The following is a 20,781-nucleotide window of genomic DNA, read 5'->3' as shown; positions in this document are numbered from 1 at the left end:
GGCCGGCCGGACATGGCGGTGGGGCGGCGCCAGGCCGCCCCACCGAACCCCCGTTGCCCGATCAGCTCGCTCAGCGCAGGAGCGCGCCGAAGCGGGCGCCCGTGGCGGGTGCCGAGAGGTCGCCGGCGCCGAACGCGAGGGACGACGTGGTCGTGAGACCGGTCGCCGTGCCGCGCAGCACCCAGACCGCGCCGTTCCAGTTGTTCTCGGCCAGGGAACCGGCCGCGAGGTCGGCGTGGCCGTCACCGTCGACGTCCAGCAGCGCGCTGCTCGCGCCGAACTGGTCGTCGTTCTCGGCGACTCCGGGGACCCCGGCGGTGTCCTGGTGGAAGGTCTGCGTACCGGCGCCCGTGACACCGGTGGCGCTGCCGGGGACCAGGGCGATGGACCCGGCGTCGGTGATGTCGCCGATGTCCTCGCCCGGGATGCCGAGCGCGATGTCGCCGAAGCCGTCACCGTTGACGTCCGCCACCGAGATCGTGGAGCCGGTCTCGTCGCCCTCCTCCTCCACGCCGGGGAAGCCGGGCAGGTCCTGGTCGAAGGTCTGTACGCGCTCCTCGGACAGGCCGGAGGCCGACCCGAACGCGATCTGGACCTTGCCGCCGTTCCAGTAGTTGCCCACCACGACATCGTCGAAGCCGTCGTTGTTCACGTCCCCGATGCCCGTGCCCGTGCCGGTCGCCGTGCCGTCCGAGGGGGTCCAGCCGGTGGTGAAGCCCGTGCTGCCGCCGCCGAGGAGCAGGTGGTTGCGCCACTGGCCGTCGCCCGCGTACTTCCAGGCGACGATGTCGTCCTTGCCGTCGCCGTTGACGTCGCCGGTCCGGGTGGAGCGGATGGGACCGGTGATCGAGTCGCCGTCCTCCCGGCAGCCGATGCCGTTGGTGGCGCAGGAGGCGTCGGGGGTGTCGTAGCCCCACCAGTCGGCCTTGTCCAGCAGCGGCAGGGTGGCGGTGGGCGTGCCGGCGCGGGAGATCGGGCCCTTCCACACGGTGGCGTCGCCGCTCGACGGGTCGTCGCCCGAGCCGGACAGGTAGGAGAACAGGGCGAGGTCCGTCTTGCCGTCACCGTCGAAGTCGCCGGTCGTGGGGGACTGCCCGTACCCGGCTATGGCCGTGCCGCCGGTGAGTCCGGAGGCGGAGCCCCACAGGATGACGGAGCCGGGACTGCCACCCGAGATCACCAGGTCGCTGAAGCCGTCGCCGTCCAGGTCGCCCTTGGTGAAGTTGGTCCCGAAGCGCTGGTCTGCGGTGGCGGAGCCGGGAACGCCGCTGGTGGAGCGGCTGATGAGCTTCTTGTTGGCGGCGGAGACCCCATTGGCGGAGCCGTACGTGACGGCCACGTAGCCCGCCTTGGCCTTGCCGGAGATCGTGGCGTCCGGAGCCGACACGGCCAGGTCGGCGTATCCGTCGCCGTTGAAGTCGTCCTGCGCGTCCGCGGACCCGGTGGCCGCCAGCGCCGGGCCGCCGGTGAGAGCCATGGCGCCAAATCCTCCGGCGAGCAGCACCGCGGCTGCCAGGGGTGCGGTGAGCGCGGTACGGGTTCGGCGGTGTGCTCGGGACATACGTGAGCCTTTCGAGTCGGTCGGTTCTGTACGCGGAAGGCCGCGTTCAGTGGGTACGACTCGAGCCGGGCGATCCCAGTTGTACGTCCCAATGTCATGGATTCGTAACCGAGGAGACAGGTGTGGCGCTGAACTCCGTTGTTCGCACGGGGAGTTCAGCGCGTGTCACCGTCGGTCTAACAGATCGCTTCGACCCACTCGGGGTGGTCGATGAACGGGTTCTGAGAGAACGGGGACCATGTCGTGGCCGAGCAGCAATCCGTATGCAGCCCCGTGATCGAATAACACCGACCCGACCCCGTGCCCGACGTCGACCAACACGTTCAGGCCGCTCTCAGTGGCTCACCCCCGGCCGAGGACGAGCGGCGGTGGGCTGGGCAGGCCCGCGAGTGAGCGGCCGGAGCATCAGCCTGATGGCCGCGGGGTTGAGCATCGCTTCGGAGCTCTCGGTCAGCCGTTCATGGTCCTCGACCAGACGTCGGGCATGCATCAACCATGCCCAGGATCGTTCCACCACCCAGCGGCGCGACAGGGCAACGAAGCCTGAGGCACCTTCCGGCCTGCTGTCGAGATGAACGGCGTGGGCGGCCGGGCCGTCGTGCCCAGTTGGCCGGTCTCGGACTCGGGTGGGCGGCGCAGGGGAGTGTGTGATGTGGAGTGCGGAGGATGTGGCCCGTTCTATGGCGCGGCGCCAGGGCGAGGGCTTGAGCGTGGAGCAGGCGGCGGACAAGGTCGCGGCTGCCGGGCGGCAGGGGCGGAGGTCGGTCAACAGCTGCACTCCCCCGGCAGCCGTGGCCCGTACGCGAGTGACCCCCAAAACCTTGCCGAGCAGTGGACGGCCCGGCATGGCGAGTGGCGGCGTGTGGCCGCCCTGATGGAGAAAGAGAGTTGAGAGCTCTACCGTCCCGAGCAGGACGTGCAGGGCAGCACCTGGGCGAGTGCGCGGTGGCACGTCCGGGAATGGAGTTCCTCGCTTAGCGTGAGATAGAGCCGAAGCTGATGGATGCTCGGTTCCTTCGGTACGGACGCCCCCACGGAGAAGCCCTCCTCCACTGCCCGACTTGCTGCGATAGCGAGCATGTTATCGATCACCACGAATCCTGTGCCCCTGGTTCGATGACGTCCCTGCGGTGACCATGTGATAGTCAACGGCGTCACATATTCGCCTGTCGCATCTGGCCCCCACACCTACGTCAACACCACGGCGAGCGTCGCCTTCCTGGGCCTGTTCGTGGCGCCGGCAGCTGTGCTCGCGGTAGCACCGCCCGCCGGCGGAAAGGCTGGACCAGATGCCCCTAGCCAAGGAGATCCCATGCGGAAAGCCGTACTCGGCTTGTTCGTGGCACTGGCGGCTGTCCTCGCTGTGGCGCCGCTCGCTGACGCCGACCAGACACAGACCGCGGCCTGCTGCGGGCCACTGCCGCCCGGCTAGCCGTAACCCTCTGCCAGCAGCGCGTCTGACGGGACCCGATATCTGCTCTACCAAGGAGATGCCATGAAGAAAGCCGTGCTCGGCTTGTTCGTGGCGCTGGCAGCGGTGCTCGCCGTGGCACCGCTCGCCAGCGCGAACCAGCCCCAGACCCTCGCCTGCTGCGGTGGCCACCCCATCCCCCCGTCACGGGCATGGGGAACCTGATATCGATCGTGGGCCCGTCAGCTTGCTGGCGGGCCTTTCCTCTCGATCGGACCGGCTCTCAGACGGAAGCCGTCGTGCTGATGCCGGGCATGCCCTCGGGGAGCGACAGCCGCCCGAACGAGCTGGACTGGCTCCGCCCGGGTTTCAGATCGCCTGAACTGCTGCTGCCGGTCAGGGGGCTACCGATGTGGGGTAGATGGTCTGGCGAGTGAGGCGGCGTGTCATGAGGTGATGGCGGCGAGGGTGAGCATGGCTTCGGAGCGCTCGAGCCGGGTCTCGTAGTCCCGGGCGTTCCTGCGGGCATGGAGCCACCGGGCCAGGCTGCGCTTCGACATCGATGAGCTTCCGGTCCTCGGCGATGCGGTCGAACTTCGCCGCCAGCACGTCCGCGGACTCCGTGCAGTTGTCCACCTCGAACAGCAGCACTGGCACGTCGGCTTCCGGCGCATGCAGCACCGCGTTGCTCTGGACCTCCATCGACCAGGAACTGACCGATGCCACCCCGGCCCTGACTGCGGCCGCAGCCGCAGCCGCGAGGCCGGCAGAGGCAGCCGGCGCAACTGGGGCGGTCACCGCCGGGGCGGGGCCCGATCGCGCGGGCTCCATGACCGCGGTACCGGTGACGGCGACGACGACGGCAATACGACGTACCGGGCGGTCGGTCGGGCGGTTGGGACCACAGCCGCCCGACGGCTGCCCCCTGTACGCCATACGCGGCCTCAGAGCGACGTGAACGGTGCCGGGGAGAGCGGCAGGAAGCCGTGGAACTCGTGGCGTTCTTGGACGCCCGTTCGGCCGGACCGCCGAATTGAGCCTCGGAGTACCTGGCAGGGCTCGATGAACTCGGCATGCGCTGGTACACGATGCTGCGAACGGGCAGGGCGTCCCACACCGTCTTCACCCCACTGCCCAATCGTGGGCATCGGGACGGTGTCCTGTGTGATGAACTGTAGCCCGGCTTAGAGACGTTGATCTCGTCTCGAACAAGAGAGCGGGAGGGGCCGTGGGCCTTGGTGGGGGGACGTGGCGGCGACTGACCGCCGTGGTGCTCGTCATGGCGGTGGCGGCCGGGTGTACGGGGCAGGGCGAAGACGCGGACGGCGGAAACGACGAAGACCTGCTGCGGAACCACGACTGGACGCAGATGCCGGGTACCACCGCACGGAACGACATCCTGCGAGTGAGCGCATCGGATCGGCACATCGTGGAGCAGGACTCCTCCGGCGGCCAGCCCAACCCCCCGCTGAACCTGGCCGGCCCGCATCTCAGGTCCGATGGCGACTTCACCGTCACCGCGCGCATGTCCGGTGTGGGTGACGATGACGGCGACTCATGGCTGCGGCTGTACGGACGGGTACCGATCATCTACGACGAGTGGCGGCAGGAGCGGCCCTCACTCCGCGTCGGCGTGACCGCCGACGGCCACGTGACGGTACAGATATGGGACGGCGAGGGCGATGAGCCGGCCACCTCCAAGGATTTCCACTGCGGCTGCTCCGGGACGGTGACGCTCGCCGTGTCGAGCATCGGTGACACCTTCCGTGTGAAAGCCGACGGGCGGCGGCTGGGAACCGTGCAGGACCCGGGGGTGTTCGCCGAGGGCACTGTCTGGTTCGGTCTGGAGGCGGACGCGGGCGAAGACGGGCGCCGCGAGGGATGGCGTCTGACGCGGCTGAGAGCGCGGGCAGAGAGCGGTGACTCGCTCCGCGTGATCAAGGCGCCGCGGCTACGCCAGGAGCAGTCCGACGACTCGCTGCGTGCGCGGGCCGCAGACGTGGGGCGGCCGTTCGACGTCGGCGCCGCTCTGGCCGAGAACCCGCTGCTCACCGACTCACGCTACCGGGCACTCGCGGGGAGCCAGTTCTCCATGCTCACTCCGGAGAACGCGTTCAAGCCACAGTTCCTCCACCCACGCCGGGACGTCTACGACTTCCGCGACGCGGACCTACTCGTACGCTTCGCCCGCGCAAACGACATGAAGGTGCACGCGCACACTCTCGTCTGGCACGAGGCTCTGCCCAACTGGATGCGGGAGAACGACGACCCCGAGGAGGTGCGCCGGGTCATGCTCCGGCACATCGCCATGGTCGCCGGGCACTTCAAGGGAAAGGTCGCGGAATGGGATGTGGTCAACGAGCCCATGTCCGACGACGAGAAGAGCTACACCAACGGAGATCTCGGTCTGCGCTCTGAGCAGAGCCCGTGGTTCGAGGCCATGGGCGAGGAGTACATCGACGAGGCGTTCAGGGCCGCCCACCGGGCCGATCCGAAGGCACGGCTGTTCCTCAACGAGTACGGGGTCGAAGAGGAAGGCGAGCGGTGGGACGCCCTTTACGATCTGGTCAAGCGGCTCAAGGAACGCGGCGTACCGATCGACGGCGTGGGTTTCCAGAACCATGAGTACGCACCCGGCGACCGCACCGACCCGGAGACCTTCCGCAGCCATGTGCGGGATCTGGCGGAACTCGGGATTCAGGCGCGGGTGTCGGAGATGGACGTCCCCATAGGTGAGGACGAGGAGGACGGGCGGCAGACCCAGGCTGATGAGATGGCAGGCAAGCTGCGGGTCTGCCTGGAGGAGCCGAACTGCACCTCGTTCTCCACATGGGGATTCACCGACCGGTACGGTTCCACCGCCGACACCAAGATCTATCCTCCGCGCACGGCCGATTCCCTGCCGTGGGACGCGGCTCTGCGGCCGAAGCTGGCGTACGAACGCCTCCTCGATGCCTTGGTGAGCAGGTGAGGGCGGACGCCGTCGCCATGCCAGCAGGCGCGGGGAGCAGCGGTTGACGAACCGGGCGTACATCGGTGAGAGGGGACCATCCCCGCGCCCGCGGGGATGCCTGGCCGAGGTTGCCTGCACTCGCACACACCAAGGCTTGCGGGCCGTCCTCGGCGAGCCGGCTCGCGACCACCTCGGAGCTGCGGCCCTTGAAACTGCGGACCGGGTTCGCCGTTTCGAGCTTGATACTCACCGCACATCCCAGGTGAGGTTCCAGCGCCTCGCAGCGGTACAGCGGAGTGCCGAGGAATGCCGGGTCGATCACCCGGCGGGCCGCTCGGATCCCAGCAGTCTCAAGACGCGTCTCCTGCACGACCCTCAGCCTAAGGCCGCCGGATGGCACTCCGCGAGCAATTGCCGCCACCGCAGCTGTGCTGGGTGCCGCCGCGCTGCAAGCACCAGCAGACCCACCGGCGGAAGGTCGGTCGCAGTGCCGGTGCCGGCACCCCCGGGGCCAGCAGTAGACCACCGACCTCGCCGCCATCCGGGAGTTCCACACCCGAAGGATGAACTCGGCATGCGCTCGCTGGTAGGGGTCCGGTGCCGTCGAAGGATGCCCCGCGCTCACAGATAGCGAAGGCGGGGCACCTGTGCAATGCCGGGTGGGGCAGGACCCGACTCGTGCCGTGGTCTTCCCTGACACCCCGGAAGCCGGGGTTCGGGGCTCCACCGCGGCAGGCGGCGATCACCCGATCGAGACTCCCGTTCGGCGAACATCCCTCAAGCTCGCAACGACAACAGCCACTCAGACTGCCCGGAGGAGGTAACTGGTACTGAGTCCGCTGGTGGAGCAGACAATGGTGCTCGAGGTTGCGGTGTAAGTGAAACCCCGTGGGACGGTGCAGGCCCACAGACCTGTCCTGGGCTGCACTACGTTATAGAGCGGAGCAAAGCCGCTGGTGGAGCAGGTCGTGGTGTTCGTCACCGAGGTGTAGGTGTAGCCGGACGGAACCGTACAGGACAAGTACGCGGCGGACACGTCCGACGAAGGCGAAGCCGACGCTTCAGCCGCCGTAGCCGGTGCCGGGGCGGTGCCCGCGGCGCTAGCGACCCCTGTCATACAGACTTGGAGCACAAGCCCGCAGACCAGAGCGACAACCGCCGCTATGGCCCGGCGCAGCCGTGTTGTCTGCAGCCTCATCTGTTCTCCCTCCCGATGGCCGTCGCCGTGGTGGACGGCTACCAGGAGAAGCCTCCTTCGTGGCAGACACTCATGTCTTCGTCAATTCCAGTGGAAACCCCGTCCCACGGGTATGCCCCTTCACCCAGACTGACAAAAGGAGCCAGATCGCGGTGAGTAGACGAAGACGCGCGGAGGCCCGCCGACGCGCGAGCCCCCGCACCCGGTCCCCTGAGGCGCGCCCGCACACCGGACCTTCTCTCGACGTTCAAAGGGGGGACGTTCGCATGGGTCACTGGAGCACCTCAATGCTTCGGTCGGCTGTGAACACAGAGCGGAGGGGGAAGGCCATGAGGAGCGCGACAGCGACCAGGAACCCGCTTGCCCACAGCGGCCCGCGGTCCCCGGCCGCGGTGCTGAGAGTGGTCGCGGCGATGAGGGGGCCCACGGCGGCGCCGACGTTGAGAGCCGCGGTCGCGTACGAGCCGGCCATGGCGGGGGCTCGTACGGCCTCGTAGAGAACCCGCGTGATCAGCATGCTGCCCAGCGCGAACGACAGCGCGCCCTGCACGAACACGAGAAGGAACAGGGCAACCGGCTCGTCGGCGAGCATGGCCAGGGCCGGCCAGCCGAGAAGCAGCAGCGGACCACCGACTGCCAGGACCAGGCCGGGACGCTGGTCAGACAGCCGTCCGGCGACGGTGACGCCGACGAAGGAACCGGCACCGAAGAGCACCAGTACGACAGAGATCCACCACTCACCCAGCCCGGCGGTGCCGGTCACCACCCGGGCGAGGAAGGTGAAACTTCCCAATGTCGCCCCGTTCACCAGCGCGCCGAGCAGCATCACCAGGACCAGCCGCCCCCTGGTGAGCTGGGCGAGCTCCGCTCGCAAGTCTGGCCCGCCAGTTGCGTCGTTGGGCGCACGGCGCGCGGGGAGCCCGGTGAGGATACCGATGGCGGCGGGCAGGCAGAGAGCGGCGACGGCCCAGAAGGTGGCCCGCCAGTCGAGCCACGCGCCGAGTACCGACCCGCCGGGGACACCGGCGATCGTGGCCACCGTCGTGCCCGACAGCAGCACGGCCAGCGCGCGTCCCTTCTTGTCGGACGGAACCAGAGTGGCGGCAGCCGTCAGAGCGACGGCAAGGAACCCTGCGTTCGCGAGCGCGGCGACGACCCGGGTCGTGAACAGCACCGGGAAGCTCGTGGTGAGGGCGCCCACGGCATGAGCTGCCGCGAAAACGAGGATGAACCCCAGAAGGCAGGAGCGCCTGGGCCAGTTGCGGGCAAGTGCGGCCACCAGGGGAGCGCCGACGATCATGCCGACCGCGAAGGCCGAGGTGAGTGTGCCTGCTGTCCCGACGGTGACGTCGAGGTCCGAGGCGATGTCCGGCAAGAGGCCGGCGAGCATAAATTCCGAGGTGCCCATGGCGAAGACCGCCAGGGCGAGCAGATACAGCGGAAGAGGCATCGAGTGGCTCCGGGGTGAGGAGAGGCACGAGAAAGTCATCTCGTCACCGCGGTCAGCCCCAGGGCACACGTGTCCCACCACGGAATGCGGTGCGACGACAGGGCTACGAACTCAGTGGTTCAGGGGGCTGACGGCGTGACCGAAAGCCCCCACCCTGTCTGACTCAGGACTCGACATGACCCGCACGCTACCCGACCGGTACCCGTCGAAGCACCCCGGTTTCACCGGCAGTGGCCTGTCACCGATGTCATGTTCCGCGACAACCAGGGGGTCTGGTGGGTCAGTGGCGCGGAGTGTGCAGGTTGTCGACTCGGATCGTCAGCAGGACGCGTTCCTGCGGCCGGCCCCCGAACTGCGGGTAAGGGCGCCCCAGGTACTTGCGCGCCAGCTTGTCGATGTGTTCCTCGGCTGTCTGCGTCGTGGATGACGTGACGGAGCCACGGGCCGCCCAGTAGCGGGCAGGCTCGGCGGGGTCCGCGATGCCGACGGCGACGCGTGGGTCGCGGGCGATGTTCCTCATCTTCTGGTGAGTGGTCACCGTGTTGATGAGGATGTTCTCGCCGTCGGTGTCGACCCATGTCTGGGTGATCTGAGGGGATCCGTCCGGCATAAGGGTGGTCACGAAACAGAGGGCCGGTGTGCGCAGGATGTCGACCAGGTCATTCGGCAGGATCATTGGTGGCGGCCTTCTTGTCTCGCGATGTCGGGGGGACACCGAAAAGGCGGTCGATGAGTTCATCGTCCGGTCGGCGGTCGGGCAGTGCGGCGTGCTGGAGTCCGGCGAGTGCCACGGTGAGGGCACGTCGCCACAGATCCGGGTCGATCTCCCGGGAGGCGTCCATCACCGCACCGACCATGAGGTGGACCGTGACCAGATCGACCGGGGTGACCTCGGCCGGCAGCCGCCCGGCGCGGATCGCCCGATCGAGCAGATCTGCGGCGAGCGGCGTGATCTGAGCGCGCCCCCGGATCACGAGTTCGGAGGACTGATGGCCGCCGCGCAGCAGTTGGCCCAGGCCACGGTTGCCCGCCTCGAGCTCGAGCTGTCTCTCCATGAACCAGGTGAGGCCGGCCCAGGGATCGTCGAGCCGACACGCCTCCCGAGCGAGCTCGACCACGGCGTCGATGTGTTCGGCGAACAAGAGGTCGACGAGTTCCTGCCGGTCGGGGAACCGGCGATAGACGGTACCCATGCCGGTCCCGGCCGCGGTGGCGATCTCCTGGTACGTCACCTCGAGTCCATCACGGGCCATCAGGGCATGTGCCGCCTCCAGCAGGAGCTGACGGTTGCGCTCCGCATCGCGGCGCAGGGGGGCTTGGGCCATACACACAGCGTAGTAAGTGGAAAACTTATTATCAAGTTGAATTCACATTCCACTTCTGCGTTACGGTGGGGTCCCGCCCCCCGTCCAGGGAGATACCCCATGTCATCTCACCCCCTGACCATCGAGCCGTTCCCCGTGGCAGTCGCCGACCAGGAGCTCGACCACCTCGCCCGCCGACTCGCCGACACGCGCTGGCCGGACCGGGAAACCGGCTCGGACCAGGGTCCGCGGCTGGAGCAGATCCGCGCGCTGTGCGAGCACTGGGCCACCGACTACGACTGGCGGCGCTGCGAGAGGGAGATAAACGACCTCGGATCGTTCAGGACCGTTCTCGACGGTGTCGGCGTGCACTTCCTGCACGTGCGTTCGCCCGAACCGACGGCACTGCCGCTCCTGCTCTGCCATGGATGGCCCGGCTCGATCCTCGAATTCCGGCACCTGATCGGGGCGTTGACCGATCCCGTCGCACACGGCGGCCGGGCCGAGGACGCCTTCCATGTCGTCGTTCCCTCGATGCCCGGCTTCGGGTTCTCCGAGAAGCCCACGGCGACCGGTTGGGGAGTCCCCCGGATCGCCGACGCCTGGATCGAGCTCATGGCCCGCCTCGGCTACGGCGAGTGGGTCGCGCAGGGAGGCGACTGGGGCTCGGCCGTTGTGGAAGCTCTCAGCCGCAAGGCGCCCGAACGCCTCCTCGGCATGCACGTCAACCTGCCGATGGTGTTCCCCACCGCCCAGGAGATCAGCGAGGCGACACCGGACGAGAAGCGCATGCTGGCCAGGGCGCGGAACTACCAGACGCTGCTGAGCGGCTACTTCAAGGAACAGTCCACCAGGCCGCAGACCATCGGCTACTCCCTGGCCGACTCTCCTTCCGGGCTGGCCGCGTGGATCTACACCCTTTTCCAGGACGTCACGGACAGCGACGGTCATCCCGAATCAGTCATCGACCGCGACGAGATCCTGGACGACATCATGATGTACTGGCTGCCCAACGCCGGAGCCTCCTCGGCGCGTCTGTACTGGGAAACGCAGCGAGAGCCGTCCACCCCCTCCGGACCGAACCCCGTACCGGCCGGCTTCAGTGTCTTCCCCGGCGAGGCCCTCCAGGCTTCCCGGCGATGGATCGAACGGCGATACACCAACGTCCTGCACTACCGCCGGCTCGACCGCGGCGGGCACTTCGCGGCTCTCGAACAGCCCTCCGTCCTGACCGAGGAAATCCGCACGACCTTCCGCTCACTGCGCTGAGACGGAGGGCTGGGCACTCTACCGTCCCGAGCAGGAGGTGCAGGGCAGCCTCTGGGCACGGCAACGCGAGGACCGCAGGACGGATGCCCGTGCCCGCCAGGCCGCGTGGCATCAGGTACGGCAGGACACGCGCAATGAGCTAACGGCGGGTGTGGCTGTCTGCCGACCCCAGGCGCCGACTGCGGGCCACTGCCGTCCGAACCGGCCTGCAACCCGAACAGATCCTGGCCCAACTCGCCGACCAGGTCCGCATGGACGACACCGGCGCCCTGACAGTCGACACCTTCACGCCACACTGACCGATCGCGCGCATCCAGACGATGTCCCGCACCCTCGATCCCGTGCAAGCGCTCTTGGAGCTCCGGCCTCGGGACCGATAGGCCCGCATGTTCTGGTGTCGTGTATTCCTCGTTGAGGTCGGTCCCGGTGTCACCGTGTGTGGTGGCCGAGCCGCATCGGCTCCAGGTTCCTCCGGCTTCGGTGACCTCCGGCCTGGTGTGGTGAGTCGCTCGGGCCGCCGGTCAGTTGCCGCAGGAGCAGGTCGTGACAGGCTCGGTGCGCAAGGATGTCCGGGCCGACGTAACCGCTGTCCCGGTCCCTGGGCTCGTACAGTTGCGCAGGTCAGAGGCTCCCGGTATCCCGCCGATCGGCCGGAAGCCGGGGTTACGGAGTGCTGCTCGCCAGCTGGCGGTAGCCAAACGAGCGGATCCCCGTCGCCTTGTCCCATGCCGTCCCGTCTCGGTCCGGGCGGTGCGTCGCCGATGAGTTCCGGGACCGCCGGTCGTCTGCACTGCCGAGAACGCACACCCGCAGCGAGCCGACCCCCGAGGAGAAACCCGTGATCGACCTGCGCCCCGCCTGCCGCCGGATGACCGACGTGCTGGCAGGCATCCGCGACGACCAGCTGGACGGCCCCACCCCCTGCGCCGAATACACCGTCAGGGACCTGATGGACCACGTCGGCATGGTGGCGCAGGGATTCGCCTCGCTCGCACGCAAGGAAGGCAACGAGCCGGCCGATACGTCCCGATCCGGCGGGACGCAGCGCGACGACGTCCGACGCAAGGACGCCGCCCATCACGTCTCGGAACTCAGCGACGCCTGGCAGGACCCGGCCGCCTGGCAGGGCTGCACCTCGACGGGGGGCCTGGAGCTGCCGAACGAGCTGTGGGGCAAGATCGCGTTCACGGAGATGGTGGTGCACGGCTGGGACCTCGCCAAGGCCACCCGCCAGCCCTTCGCGCTGCCCGAGGAGACATTGCGGGCCTGCCTGGACCACGTCGCCGAGTTCGTCCCGAACGCGCCGGTCCCGCAGTTGTGGGGCACAGCCGTCGAGGTCGACGCGGCCGCGCCACTGCTCGACCGGGTGCTGGCCATCACCGGACGCACTCCGTAGCGGTGAGACGAACCCGGTCCACGGCATGCCCGCACGCCGGCCGGGGCCACGGCGCAGCAGCGGCAGGCCATCCACCAGGTGCAGCCGAGCGTTCGTGGACAACAGCCGGCGCCGGCCGCGCGACTCAGCCCAGAACGCCAGGCGGCGCTGGATGAACTCGGCATGTGCTGGTAGGTGGTGCCGCGGTTGTCCGGGACGCCCTCGCTGCTGCCTGTCTGTGTCAGACGGGCAGCAGTTGCCACTGTCGGCGTTGATGGTCGCCCTCCGATGCGTGCTCCTTGATCACCGTGCGGGCGTTGGTGTCGACACGCAGGAGCAGACCGCTGCTGTGGTTCGCGATCTCGTACACCCGCGGGGTGTCGGTCGCCGGGCCCATTGGGACCAGCCTCCACTGCTGGTGGCGCGTGTCAGGGCCTTCGCAGGCACAGGGTGAATGGAAGTACCGCAAGGACCTGGACTCTGGACTACATGCATCGGGTTGGATTGCTGGGGGTGCTCGAAGGGAGGGGCGGGATACTTTTGGGCAGTCAGCTGCCGTCGCGGTCGACTCGGCCCCGGTTCGCGTCCCTCGCAGAGGCAACCGGAATCTTATCCCGCGTCTATTGGCACCCTTTCAGTCGTCTACGAGCGCACCAGAGGAAGGCCGGCCGCCGTGGCCGCCACCATGCGTTTCAGTGTCGCGCGAAACGGCGGGAACGCTCCCGCGATCTCCGGCTCGCGCGCGTACAGTTCGCGCAGCGCCTCAGGCGGACGGGTGATGGGAAACAGCTTCGCGACGAAAGCGCTGGCGGTCATCACGAGTGCGGCTCCATCGGCAGGGGTCAGCTCCGGGCAGGAAGCGGAGATGCGCCGACCGATCGCCCAGTAGGTGTCGATGGCCCACCCCTTGAAGACCTTCAGCGCCTCCACGGACACATTGTGTTCGAGCATGGTCTCCGCGTGCGTGGTCAGATCGCAGTAGAGCGGCCGGTCCACGAAGGCATCCGCGAGAACGCCCGCTGTTGCCTCAGTCCCACTCACCTCCTGCAATCGGGCACTGACCGCGCTCGCCCACTCAGAACCCGCGCTCATCAGCAGATGCAGGTAGATCTCCTCACGCGTCCCGAAGTAGCGCAGCACGTTGGACTTGGCGAGTCCGACCGCGGTGGCGATGTCCTGCAGGCTGACCCTGGCCACGCCGGAGCGCTCGGCGAGCTCCCGAGCGGCGGTGAGGATGGCCTCGCGGCGCTGGTCCTTCTGATCAGGGCGTCGAGCCCGCTGGAATGGCGCTGACATGAGCGTTCATCCTAGTCCAGATCTAACAGAACACCCATCTCTTGTTAAGGGACTGGTGTTCTGTTAATGTCCCGGCATCCGACAACCCCATCGCGCTCCCGGGAGTGAAAGACCATCTCCACCACCTCGACCAACCTCAGTCAGACCATTGACGACTTCGTTGCCGCCTTCAACGAGCCGAGCCCTGATCTCGACAAGGTCATGTCCTTCTTCGCCGACGACGCCGTCTACCTGCCCGGACACCTTCCGGAGCGACGTGGCACCGCGGCGATCCGCAAAGAGTTCGAACCGCACTTCGCCGGGCGCTACGGCACCATGCACTTCGCCGTGTACGACAAGATCGTCGACGAGCCGAACCGGCGTGCCACGATCCGCTGGGCCTGCCGGCTCGACATGAGCGGAGAGTCCGGCCGTCATGTGCCTCTGCCACTGCGTCTGTTCGCCCGTGCGCGCTACGGCGGCCGCATGCAGTGGCACGGTGTGGACGTGTTCCACTTCGACACCGCAGGACGTATCAGCGGCAAGTTCACCTACGCCATGTTCCGGCTGCCGCTGTGGGAGCGAGGCTGACAGGTCTGCCCGGCGGTCCGAACCACCAAGACGGCCCCACACGCCAATGCCCGTCGTACCTCCCCTGAGGAAGCCCGGAACCGCGCGCACTCAGCAGGGACGGAAGCCTCGGCCGGACCAGCCGGGACCAGGCGTTCGCGCCTCGCAGGCTCGGCTCGACAACCGCACGCCCAACCGGCAAGAAATCTTTCCGCTCCCGATGCTGCGCAGCGACGGAGGGGCGGGTGCCGTAGTCACTCGGGTTGGCTGCGGCACCCGTCCACCGTCCGCAACGAGTGAGCTCCTTGTGGGGCCGCGTTCCGGCGCACGCAGATCTGATGTCCCCTCATCTTCACGGTGGACGCGGCCAATCAGGTGATCCGCTCGACGACCGCACCTCCAGGCACCGGTCAGCCGTTCGTCGTCCCGTGTACCTGGCGGTCGTCCCGCGGTCCGGATGCCTTCATGACCTCGCCGTCCGGCGCCGCTGCCACGGCTTCCGCGACCTCCATCACTGCCGCGACCGCGGTCGCCTCCATCGCCACCGCATCCGCCATCAGCCGCTGCGCCTCCGCCTCCGTCGTCTGTGGGGGCACCACGGCCAGGTCCCACCGCCCCATGCCAGGTGCGAGCAGGCAGATGGTGTGCGGGTCCCGGACCACGCGGGCCCGGTGCAGCTCGACCACCTGGTTGGCCACGAGCATCCGTCCCGGCATCGACGACCACATCGAACCGCTCACGGTGACCGAGGCGACTCGCGCCCAGCTGTAGGGAAGTGCACCGAGCAGCAGCGGAAGTTCGGTGAGGAGATCACCGGTACGTGGCCACCACACGCCGTCGATACGGCGCGGCCCCGCGCCGAGCGGTGCCATGAGCAGGCGTACCGGAGGAGAGGAGGAGGTCTGCAGAACCGTGGTCATCAGAAGGACCGGCCCCTGTCCCGGACGGCTGAGGTCCGGTGTCGGCGTGAACCGGGAACGAAGCGACATGAAGGTCGACATACGAAGTGTTCGCGGCTCCTTCAGAGTACCGTGTTTCGCGCGCCTGTCCGGTGTGTGACCGCGCACAGCGCCGCATCTCGCCTTTCCCTGCGGGCCTTTCGCGGCCAGGCCGGTGTCCAGGAGGAGGCGCGGGCCCTCACCCTGCGTCGTCGTCCGGGGCAGGATGTCTCGGATGCACCGCCGCTGTGGGCTGCGGGGCGCCGACGCGGCCGTACACTCGCACTCATGGGTTGCACGGGTTCCACGAGGCAGTGCCCGCAGCGGGCCGCCTCAGGACTGTGTCCACGAGTCGTCGCTCGGGTTGTGCCGGTCACCGTCGGGACACTCAGGACCCGGCGTATCGCCCTCCACGGTCACGGTTAGCGGGCCTCGCACCGGCTCGCTGGTCCTTCATACCGTCCTGAGAACCTGCTCCCGGGCCGGGAGCCCTCCTGCCGACCCTGCCGGGTGGTCTTCCACTTCGCTCCACCTCACCACAGCAGCTTCCCGCCTACGCCGGTGCTGCCGCCTGGCCGCGCCCGCACGATCGGGCCGCGCCACTTCGAAGGGATCATCATGAAGCTGAGCGAGTTGCTGGCCGGAGAGGAATACCACGTGCTCCAGGGCGACCCGGACAGGACATCGGTCGCCGCGGGGGTGACCTTCGACGTCGCCCGGGTCACGCCCGGTTCCGTCTTCATCGCCGTACCCGGCCACTCGGAGGGCGGGCCTGGCTCCGTGTCGGCCGCGTTCGCCCGTGGAGCCGCGGCCGTACTCATCGAGGGGACGGATCCGGAGCTTCTGGCGTCGCTGCAACCCGCGGGCGGATGTGCCGTGCGGGTGCCGAACGTCCGGAAGGCGGCCGCGGTCGTGGCCTCTCGGTATTTCGGTGAACCGGGGCGGCGGATGGACATGGTGGCGATCACCGGCACCAACGGGAAGACCTCGGTCTCGTACATGGTCGAATCCGTCCTGCGGATATCCGCCGGGGCGAAAGTGGGGGTCATCGGGACGGCCGGCAGCCGCATCGGTGACGAGCTGATCCCGATGCCGCATTCCGTGCTCACCACTCCGGAGTCGCCCGACCTGCAATACCTGCTGGGCCACATGCGTGACCGCGCGGTCGACGGCGTCGTACTGGAAGCCACTTCGATGGCCCTGCTGACCCACCGGGTGGACCGCACGTTCATCGATGTCGGGGTCTTCACCAACCTGACGCAGGATCACCTGGACGACCACGGAACAATGGACAACTACCGCGACGCCAAGCTCCGCCTCTTCCAGGGCCTGTGCCGGCACGCGGTGGTCAACGCCGACGACGCCGTCGGGGCCGGGATAGGCGCGCTGATGCCCGGCGCGGTAACCACCTACGCCCTCGACGTACCAGCGGACTACCGGGCGGCCGACCTCACCGTGAGTGCTTCCGGTACACAGTTCACTCTCCACCACGGCGGACACGCGTATCCGGCGTGGATCCCGTTCCCCGGCCGGTATTCGGTGTCCAACGCCCTGGCTGCCGTGGCCGCCTGTCACGTCCTGGGCCACGACCTGGCAGCCCTGGTCACCGCACTCGACCGGATGCCGCCCGTACCGGGCCGGTTCGAGCGCTACGAGACACCGGAGGGCACCTCCGTGATCGTGGACTACGCACACTCCCCCGACTCCCTCGACAAGGTCCTCACCACCATCCGCGGCTACACATCAGGCCGGGTGATCACTGTCTTCGGCTGTGGCGGCGACCGGGACACCACCAAGCGGGCCGACATGGGAAGGATCGCCGGGAGCCACTCCGACCTGTGCGTCCTGACCTCGGACAACCCCCGTAACGAGAACCCGCAGGCCATCCTCGACCAGATAACCCCCGGCCTCGTCGTGACGGGCACACCCTTCGAGCGGCTCACCGACCGCCGCGAAGCGATCGCCTTCGCTCTGTCGGCCGCAAGCCCACAGGACGTCGTCCTCATCGCCGGCAAGGGCAGCGAACCGCACCAGATCGTCGGCGAGGAACTGCTTCCCTTCAGCGACATGGCCACTGTGCGGGAACTCGCCCTGGAACAGGAAGCCGCCCGCATGCCTGCACTCCGGACCGCCACTGCCGCCTGTTCGTAGACCGACGGCGGAGATCTTCGATCAACGGGGAGGACAGGGCTGCGCGCTACGCGGGCCGACTGCCGGACGATGACCTGGCCAAGGTGTAGCGAGAAGATCTCCTGCGTCCGGCGGGTGCAGCTTCAACGTCGTCGTCAGGCAGCCCACATCGCAAGTCCGAGGGTTGAGCTGACCAGTCGGACGGCTGACCGACCCGTCATTCGCGAGCTGCGCTTCGCCTGGCGCAGTTCGTGAGATGTTCGGCGAGAGCCTCGACGAAGCCGCGCAGCTCACCTGAACGTTCGGCGAAGGGCCGGTCCAGTGAGGCGAGCACGGCGGACAGCCAGACGAGCCGGCCCACCCGCAGTTCGACGCGGGACCAGCGCTCAGTCCTCGGATGCGCACCGCTCGGAGCGGGCAGTTCCTCCACGATTGCCACTCCAGCGGGGAGTCGCGTGTAAATTCGCTTGCTCTACTGGAGGCGCTGGACCGCGAAGTGCTCGAGCTGTTCCGCCGGCTGTCGTACGACAACCGGCGCCGCCCGCATTCCGCGTTCGGCCACCTCACGCCAGCCGATTTTGAACAACAGCCGATCACGTCAGGTCCGCTGTCACTCGGCACGTGAAACCCGGTGTCCGCTACCGGGGATCATCCTTGGGACGCGCTGGTACAGCACACCCATCGCTACGCGGCCTTCGAACTGGTCAAGTGCATCCGTGACGGAACACAGGATCGGACGAGCGCCACTCGCACGCCCGGCGCACAACCGTAAAAGGCTCAGCAAGTACGGGGTCGCGGTCGACCGAGATGTCAAACGCCAGGCTCGAGCGGGAGCGGGGTGTCCCGCGACAGGCACTTTTGGCACAGAACGCTGTGAGTGATACGAAGCTGCGCAGCGAAAAGTTTGGTCGAAAATCCATGTTCATTCAATGGAGTGGGCGGCCAATCCAGGAGCCGGTCTGTTTCGGATTCCCTGTGTGAGTGAAGACCAGAAAGTGCCAAGGGCCAGGCCCGCTTGGCGTCGTTGTCTGCTCGGGGTCGTCAGTGGCCTCGTGGCGGGTTATACGGCGCTGGCGGTCGCGGAGCTGGTGTCCGCGACAGTGCGGCCGCAGTCAGGGCCCGTGATTGCGGTCGGGTCCGCCGCCATCGACCGCACGCCTGCAGCGGTCAAGGACTACGCGATCCGCCATTTCGGCACCAATGACAAACTGGTTCTGCAGCTCGGAATCCTGGCGACTCTGACAGTTCTCGCCCTGCTTCTCGGAGTGCTGGCCGCTTACCGGCGCAGAGTGGGCGCGGGGGGTGTGCTCGTGTTCGGGGTGGTGGGCGCGTGGGCTGCCACAAGCCGTCCCGACTCGATGAGCTGGACGGACGCCCTTCCCTCCGTGGTCGGCGCGGTCTTCGGGGCCGGCGTGCTGTATGTCCTGATGGGAAGGCTTGGCAGCGGCAAGCCCACGCATACGCCCGCGACGGCCACCCAGTCGCGCGAGGACATCCCCACGGCCGCCGAGCCAGTCGGTTCGGCCGCTGGGACGAGGGAGGCACGCTGGGACCGGCGCGGTTTCATCATTGCGGCCACCGCCGCCGCGGCAGCGTCCACCACGGCGGGCGCCGTCGGACGGACCCTCAACAACGCCCGCGGCGAGAACGCCGTGGCATCGCGCAGCAGCCTGCGTCTGCCGGCTGCGGCCTCCGTCGCCGCCCCGGTGCCGAAGCGCGCTCAACTGCGGATCCCCGGCGTCAGCCCGTTCGTGACAGCGAACAAGGACTTCTACCGGGTGGACACCGCGCTGGTCGTACCGAAGGTGGACGCCTCCACCTGGCGGCTGAGGATCCACGGCAAGGGCGTGACCCGCCCGATGACCGTCACCTTCGATGACCTGCTGCGCCGTGAACTCGTCGAGCGGCACATCACGCTGACGTGTGTGTCGAATGAGGTCGGCGGCCCGTATGTGGGAAACGCCCGCTGGATCGGCGTGCGCCTGGCGGACCTCCTCGCCGAGTGCGGAGTAAGACCTCCCTCCGAGGGCGGGCGGGCCGATCAGCTGGTGGCCCGCTCGGTCGACGGCATGACCATCGGGAGCCCGGTGGAAGACGTCATGGACGGCCGTGACGCGCTGCTTGCGGTCGGTATGAACGGCGAGCCGCTGCCCTTCGAGCACGGCTTCCCGGTCCGCATGCTGGTGCCGGGCCTGTACGGCTATGTCTCGGCCTGCAAATGGATCGAGAACATCGAACTGACCACGTTCGACGCCTACGACGCCTACTGGGTGAAGCGGAAGTGGGCCCGCAGGGCGCCCATCAAGACCCAGTCCCGGATCGACACCCCCAAGCCGTTCGCGCGGCCCACCACGGGGACCGTCATGGTCGCCGGCGTCGCCTGGGCCCAGCACCACGGCGTCGACAGGGTTGAGGTCCGCATCGACGACGGCCCCTGGCAGCAGGCGGACCTGGCAGCCGAGGACACCCGCGACACCTGGCGCCAGTGGTCGTTTCCCTGGAAGGCCACCAAAGGCGGACACACGCTGGCCGTCCGGGCCACCGACCGCGCCGGCCGGATCCAGACCGAGCGGCGCACCCGCACCGTCCCCGACGGAGCCAGCGGCTGGCACTCGGTGGTGGTCACCATCGACTGACCGCGCCCTGCCGAAGACACTGCCCCCTTTGATCGCCCTTCGCATCCCCACAGGAGACATCGCATGAACACCCGTATGCGCCGTGCCGCCGTAGCCGTGACCGCCGCCGTCGTCCTTCCGATCGCCCTCAGCGCTTGTTCGGACGACAGCAGCGACACGTCCTCCTCCAGCAAGGCCGCCTCCTCCGCGAGCGACGAGGCCACCGACAGCTCCAGTGACATGGCCGCCATGGACGAGCCGTTCGGCCCGGCCTGCGCCACCGTGCCCAAGGACGGCGCCGGCTCCTTCGACGGCATGGCCAAGGACCCGGTAGCCACCGCCGCCTCCAACAACCCGGCACTGTCCACGCTGGTGACGGCCGTCAAGAAGGCCGGCCTGGTCGACACCCTCAACAACGCCGAGAACATCACCGTGTTCGCACCGACCAACGACGCCTTCGCGAAGATCCCCAAGGCCGACCTGGACAAGGTCCTCAATAACAAGGCGCAGCTGACGAAGATCCTCACCTATCACGTGGTGGGTCAGAAGCTCGCCCCCAAGGACCTGGAGAACGGCTCCTTCCCGACGCTGGAGAAGTCCGAGCTGACGACCTCCGGCTCCGGTGAGTCCTACACCGTCAACGACTCCGGCAAGGTCGTCTGCGGCAACGTCAAGACCGCCAACGCCAACGTGTACATCATCGACACCGTGCTGATGCCCAAGAGCTGAGCG

18 protein-coding genes and 1 pseudogene are annotated in these 20,781 nt (G+C 68.2%); 10 read left to right on the top strand and 9 right to left on the bottom strand.

Annotation, left to right across the window (positions count from 1 at the left end):
• Positions 1-70: 70 nt before the first annotated feature.
• Positions 71-1,561: an FG-GAP and VCBS repeat-containing protein gene (locus tag ACFYXC_RS35200; protein ID WP_389556446.1), complete on the bottom strand. Its 1,491-nt coding sequence runs from the start codon at positions 1,559-1,561 to the stop codon at positions 71-73.
• A 1,495-nt stretch (positions 1,562-3,056) separates the two neighbouring features.
• Here ACFYXC_RS35200 and ACFYXC_RS35195 point away from each other — a divergent pair.
• Together ACFYXC_RS35195 and ACFYXC_RS35190 are read left to right on the top strand one after the other, a co-directional pair.
• A complete protein-coding gene (locus ACFYXC_RS35195) occupies positions 3,057-3,197 on the top strand; it encodes a hypothetical protein (protein ID WP_389556445.1) in 141 nt (46 codons plus the stop codon).
• A gap of 1,054 nt (positions 3,198-4,251) precedes the next feature.
• Entirely contained in the window at positions 4,252-5,943 is a 1,692-nt protein-coding gene (locus tag ACFYXC_RS35190) for an endo-1,4-beta-xylanase (protein ID WP_389556460.1), read from the top strand.
• 79 nt (positions 5,944-6,022) lie between these two features.
• Here ACFYXC_RS35190 and ACFYXC_RS35185 read toward each other — a convergent pair.
• The 4 genes and pseudogenes from ACFYXC_RS35185 to ACFYXC_RS35170 form a co-directional block, all read right to left on the bottom strand.
• Positions 6,023-6,295: pseudogene (locus tag ACFYXC_RS35185) on the bottom strand (pyridoxal-phosphate dependent enzyme); the annotation flags it as partial.
• A gap of 1,099 nt (positions 6,296-7,394) precedes the next feature.
• Entirely contained in the window at positions 7,395-8,573 is a 1,179-nt protein-coding gene (locus ACFYXC_RS35180) for a Cmx/CmrA family chloramphenicol efflux MFS transporter (protein WP_389556444.1), read from the bottom strand.
• Between the two features lie 280 nt (positions 8,574-8,853).
• Positions 8,854-9,249 (bottom strand): PPOX class F420-dependent oxidoreductase, encoded by a 396-nt coding sequence (locus ACFYXC_RS35175; RefSeq protein ID WP_389556442.1) that lies wholly within the window; start codon positions 9,247-9,249, stop codon positions 8,854-8,856.
• The gene (locus ACFYXC_RS35170) at positions 9,233-9,898 is read right to left on the bottom strand and encodes a TetR/AcrR family transcriptional regulator (protein WP_389556440.1); all 666 of its coding nucleotides are present in this window, start codon (positions 9,896-9,898) and stop codon (positions 9,233-9,235) included. Before ACFYXC_RS35170 ends, ACFYXC_RS35175 begins: the two co-directional genes overlap by 17 nt.
• Before the next feature lie 99 nt (positions 9,899-9,997).
• On the opposite strand from ACFYXC_RS35170, the gene ACFYXC_RS35165 reads away from it, so the two are divergent.
• From ACFYXC_RS35165 to ACFYXC_RS35155, 3 genes are all read left to right on the top strand, one after another.
• Positions 9,998-11,146 carry an epoxide hydrolase family protein gene (locus ACFYXC_RS35165; protein ID WP_389556439.1) on the top strand — a complete coding sequence of 383 codons (1,149 nt, stop codon included), beginning with the start codon at positions 9,998-10,000 and terminating at the stop codon, positions 11,144-11,146.
• A gap of 149 nt (positions 11,147-11,295) precedes the next feature.
• Entirely contained in the window at positions 11,296-11,445 is a 150-nt protein-coding gene (locus tag ACFYXC_RS35160) for a hypothetical protein (RefSeq protein ID WP_389556437.1), read from the top strand.
• Positions 11,446-11,984: 539 nt separating this feature from the next.
• Positions 11,985-12,542 carry a TIGR03086 family metal-binding protein gene (locus ACFYXC_RS35155; RefSeq protein ID WP_389556435.1) on the top strand — a complete coding sequence of 186 codons (558 nt, stop codon included), beginning with the start codon at positions 11,985-11,987 and terminating at the stop codon, positions 12,540-12,542.
• A gap of 220 nt (positions 12,543-12,762) precedes the next feature.
• Here the strand turns inward: ACFYXC_RS35155 and ACFYXC_RS35150 are convergent, their stop codons facing one another.
• A complete protein-coding gene (locus ACFYXC_RS35150; protein ID WP_389556433.1) occupies positions 12,763-12,918 on the bottom strand; it encodes a hypothetical protein in 156 nt (51 codons plus the stop codon).
• A 245-nt stretch (positions 12,919-13,163) separates the two neighbouring features.
• On the bottom strand, positions 13,164-13,817 hold the full coding sequence (locus ACFYXC_RS35145) for a TetR family transcriptional regulator (protein WP_389556431.1): 654 nt from the start codon (positions 13,815-13,817) through the stop codon (positions 13,164-13,166).
• Positions 13,818-13,931: 114 nt separating this feature from the next.
• On the opposite strand from ACFYXC_RS35145, the gene ACFYXC_RS35140 reads away from it, so the two are divergent.
• The gene (locus ACFYXC_RS35140; RefSeq protein WP_389556459.1) at positions 13,932-14,387 is read left to right on the top strand and encodes a YybH family protein; all 456 of its coding nucleotides are present in this window, start codon (positions 13,932-13,934) and stop codon (positions 14,385-14,387) included.
• 389 nt (positions 14,388-14,776) lie between these two features.
• On the opposite strand, the gene ACFYXC_RS35135 is transcribed toward ACFYXC_RS35140, so the two are convergent.
• Positions 14,777-15,286, bottom strand: coding sequence for a DUF5994 family protein (locus ACFYXC_RS35135; protein WP_389556429.1), 510 nt, complete (start codon positions 15,284-15,286; stop codon positions 14,777-14,779).
• 636 nt (positions 15,287-15,922) lie between these two features.
• Here ACFYXC_RS35135 and ACFYXC_RS35130 point away from each other — a divergent pair.
• Positions 15,923-17,455 carry a UDP-N-acetylmuramoyl-L-alanyl-D-glutamate--2,6-diaminopimelate ligase gene (locus ACFYXC_RS35130; RefSeq protein WP_389556427.1) on the top strand — a complete coding sequence of 511 codons (1,533 nt, stop codon included), beginning with the start codon at positions 15,923-15,925 and terminating at the stop codon, positions 17,453-17,455.
• 196 nt (positions 17,456-17,651) lie between these two features.
• Here the strand turns inward: ACFYXC_RS35130 and ACFYXC_RS35125 are convergent, their stop codons facing one another.
• On the bottom strand, positions 17,652-17,864 hold the full coding sequence (locus tag ACFYXC_RS35125; protein ID WP_389556425.1) for a hypothetical protein: 213 nt from the start codon (positions 17,862-17,864) through the stop codon (positions 17,652-17,654).
• Between the two features lie 66 nt (positions 17,865-17,930).
• Between ACFYXC_RS35125 and ACFYXC_RS35120 the strand changes: the two genes are divergently transcribed.
• From ACFYXC_RS35120 to ACFYXC_RS35110, 3 genes are all read left to right on the top strand, one after another.
• A complete protein-coding gene (locus ACFYXC_RS35120; RefSeq protein ID WP_389556424.1) occupies positions 17,931-18,059 on the top strand; it encodes a hypothetical protein in 129 nt (42 codons plus the stop codon).
• A 352-nt stretch (positions 18,060-18,411) separates the two neighbouring features.
• Positions 18,412-20,070, top strand: a complete 1,659-nt coding sequence (locus ACFYXC_RS35115; RefSeq protein ID WP_389556422.1) for a molybdopterin-dependent oxidoreductase — start codon at positions 18,412-18,414, stop codon at positions 20,068-20,070.
• 63 nt (positions 20,071-20,133) lie between these two features.
• Complete coding sequence (locus ACFYXC_RS35110; protein WP_389556420.1) at positions 20,134-20,778, top strand: fasciclin domain-containing protein; 645 nt, start codon at positions 20,134-20,136, stop codon at positions 20,776-20,778.
• Positions 20,779-20,781: the final 3 nt, after the last annotated feature.

Origin of the sequence: Streptomyces sp. NPDC002701 (assembly GCF_042889045.1) — a bacterium.
GTDB lineage: Bacteria > Actinomycetota > Actinomycetes > Streptomycetales > Streptomycetaceae > Streptomyces.
Note: the sequence above shows the minus strand (reverse complement) of the source record. Positions and strands in the feature narration are given on the sequence as shown.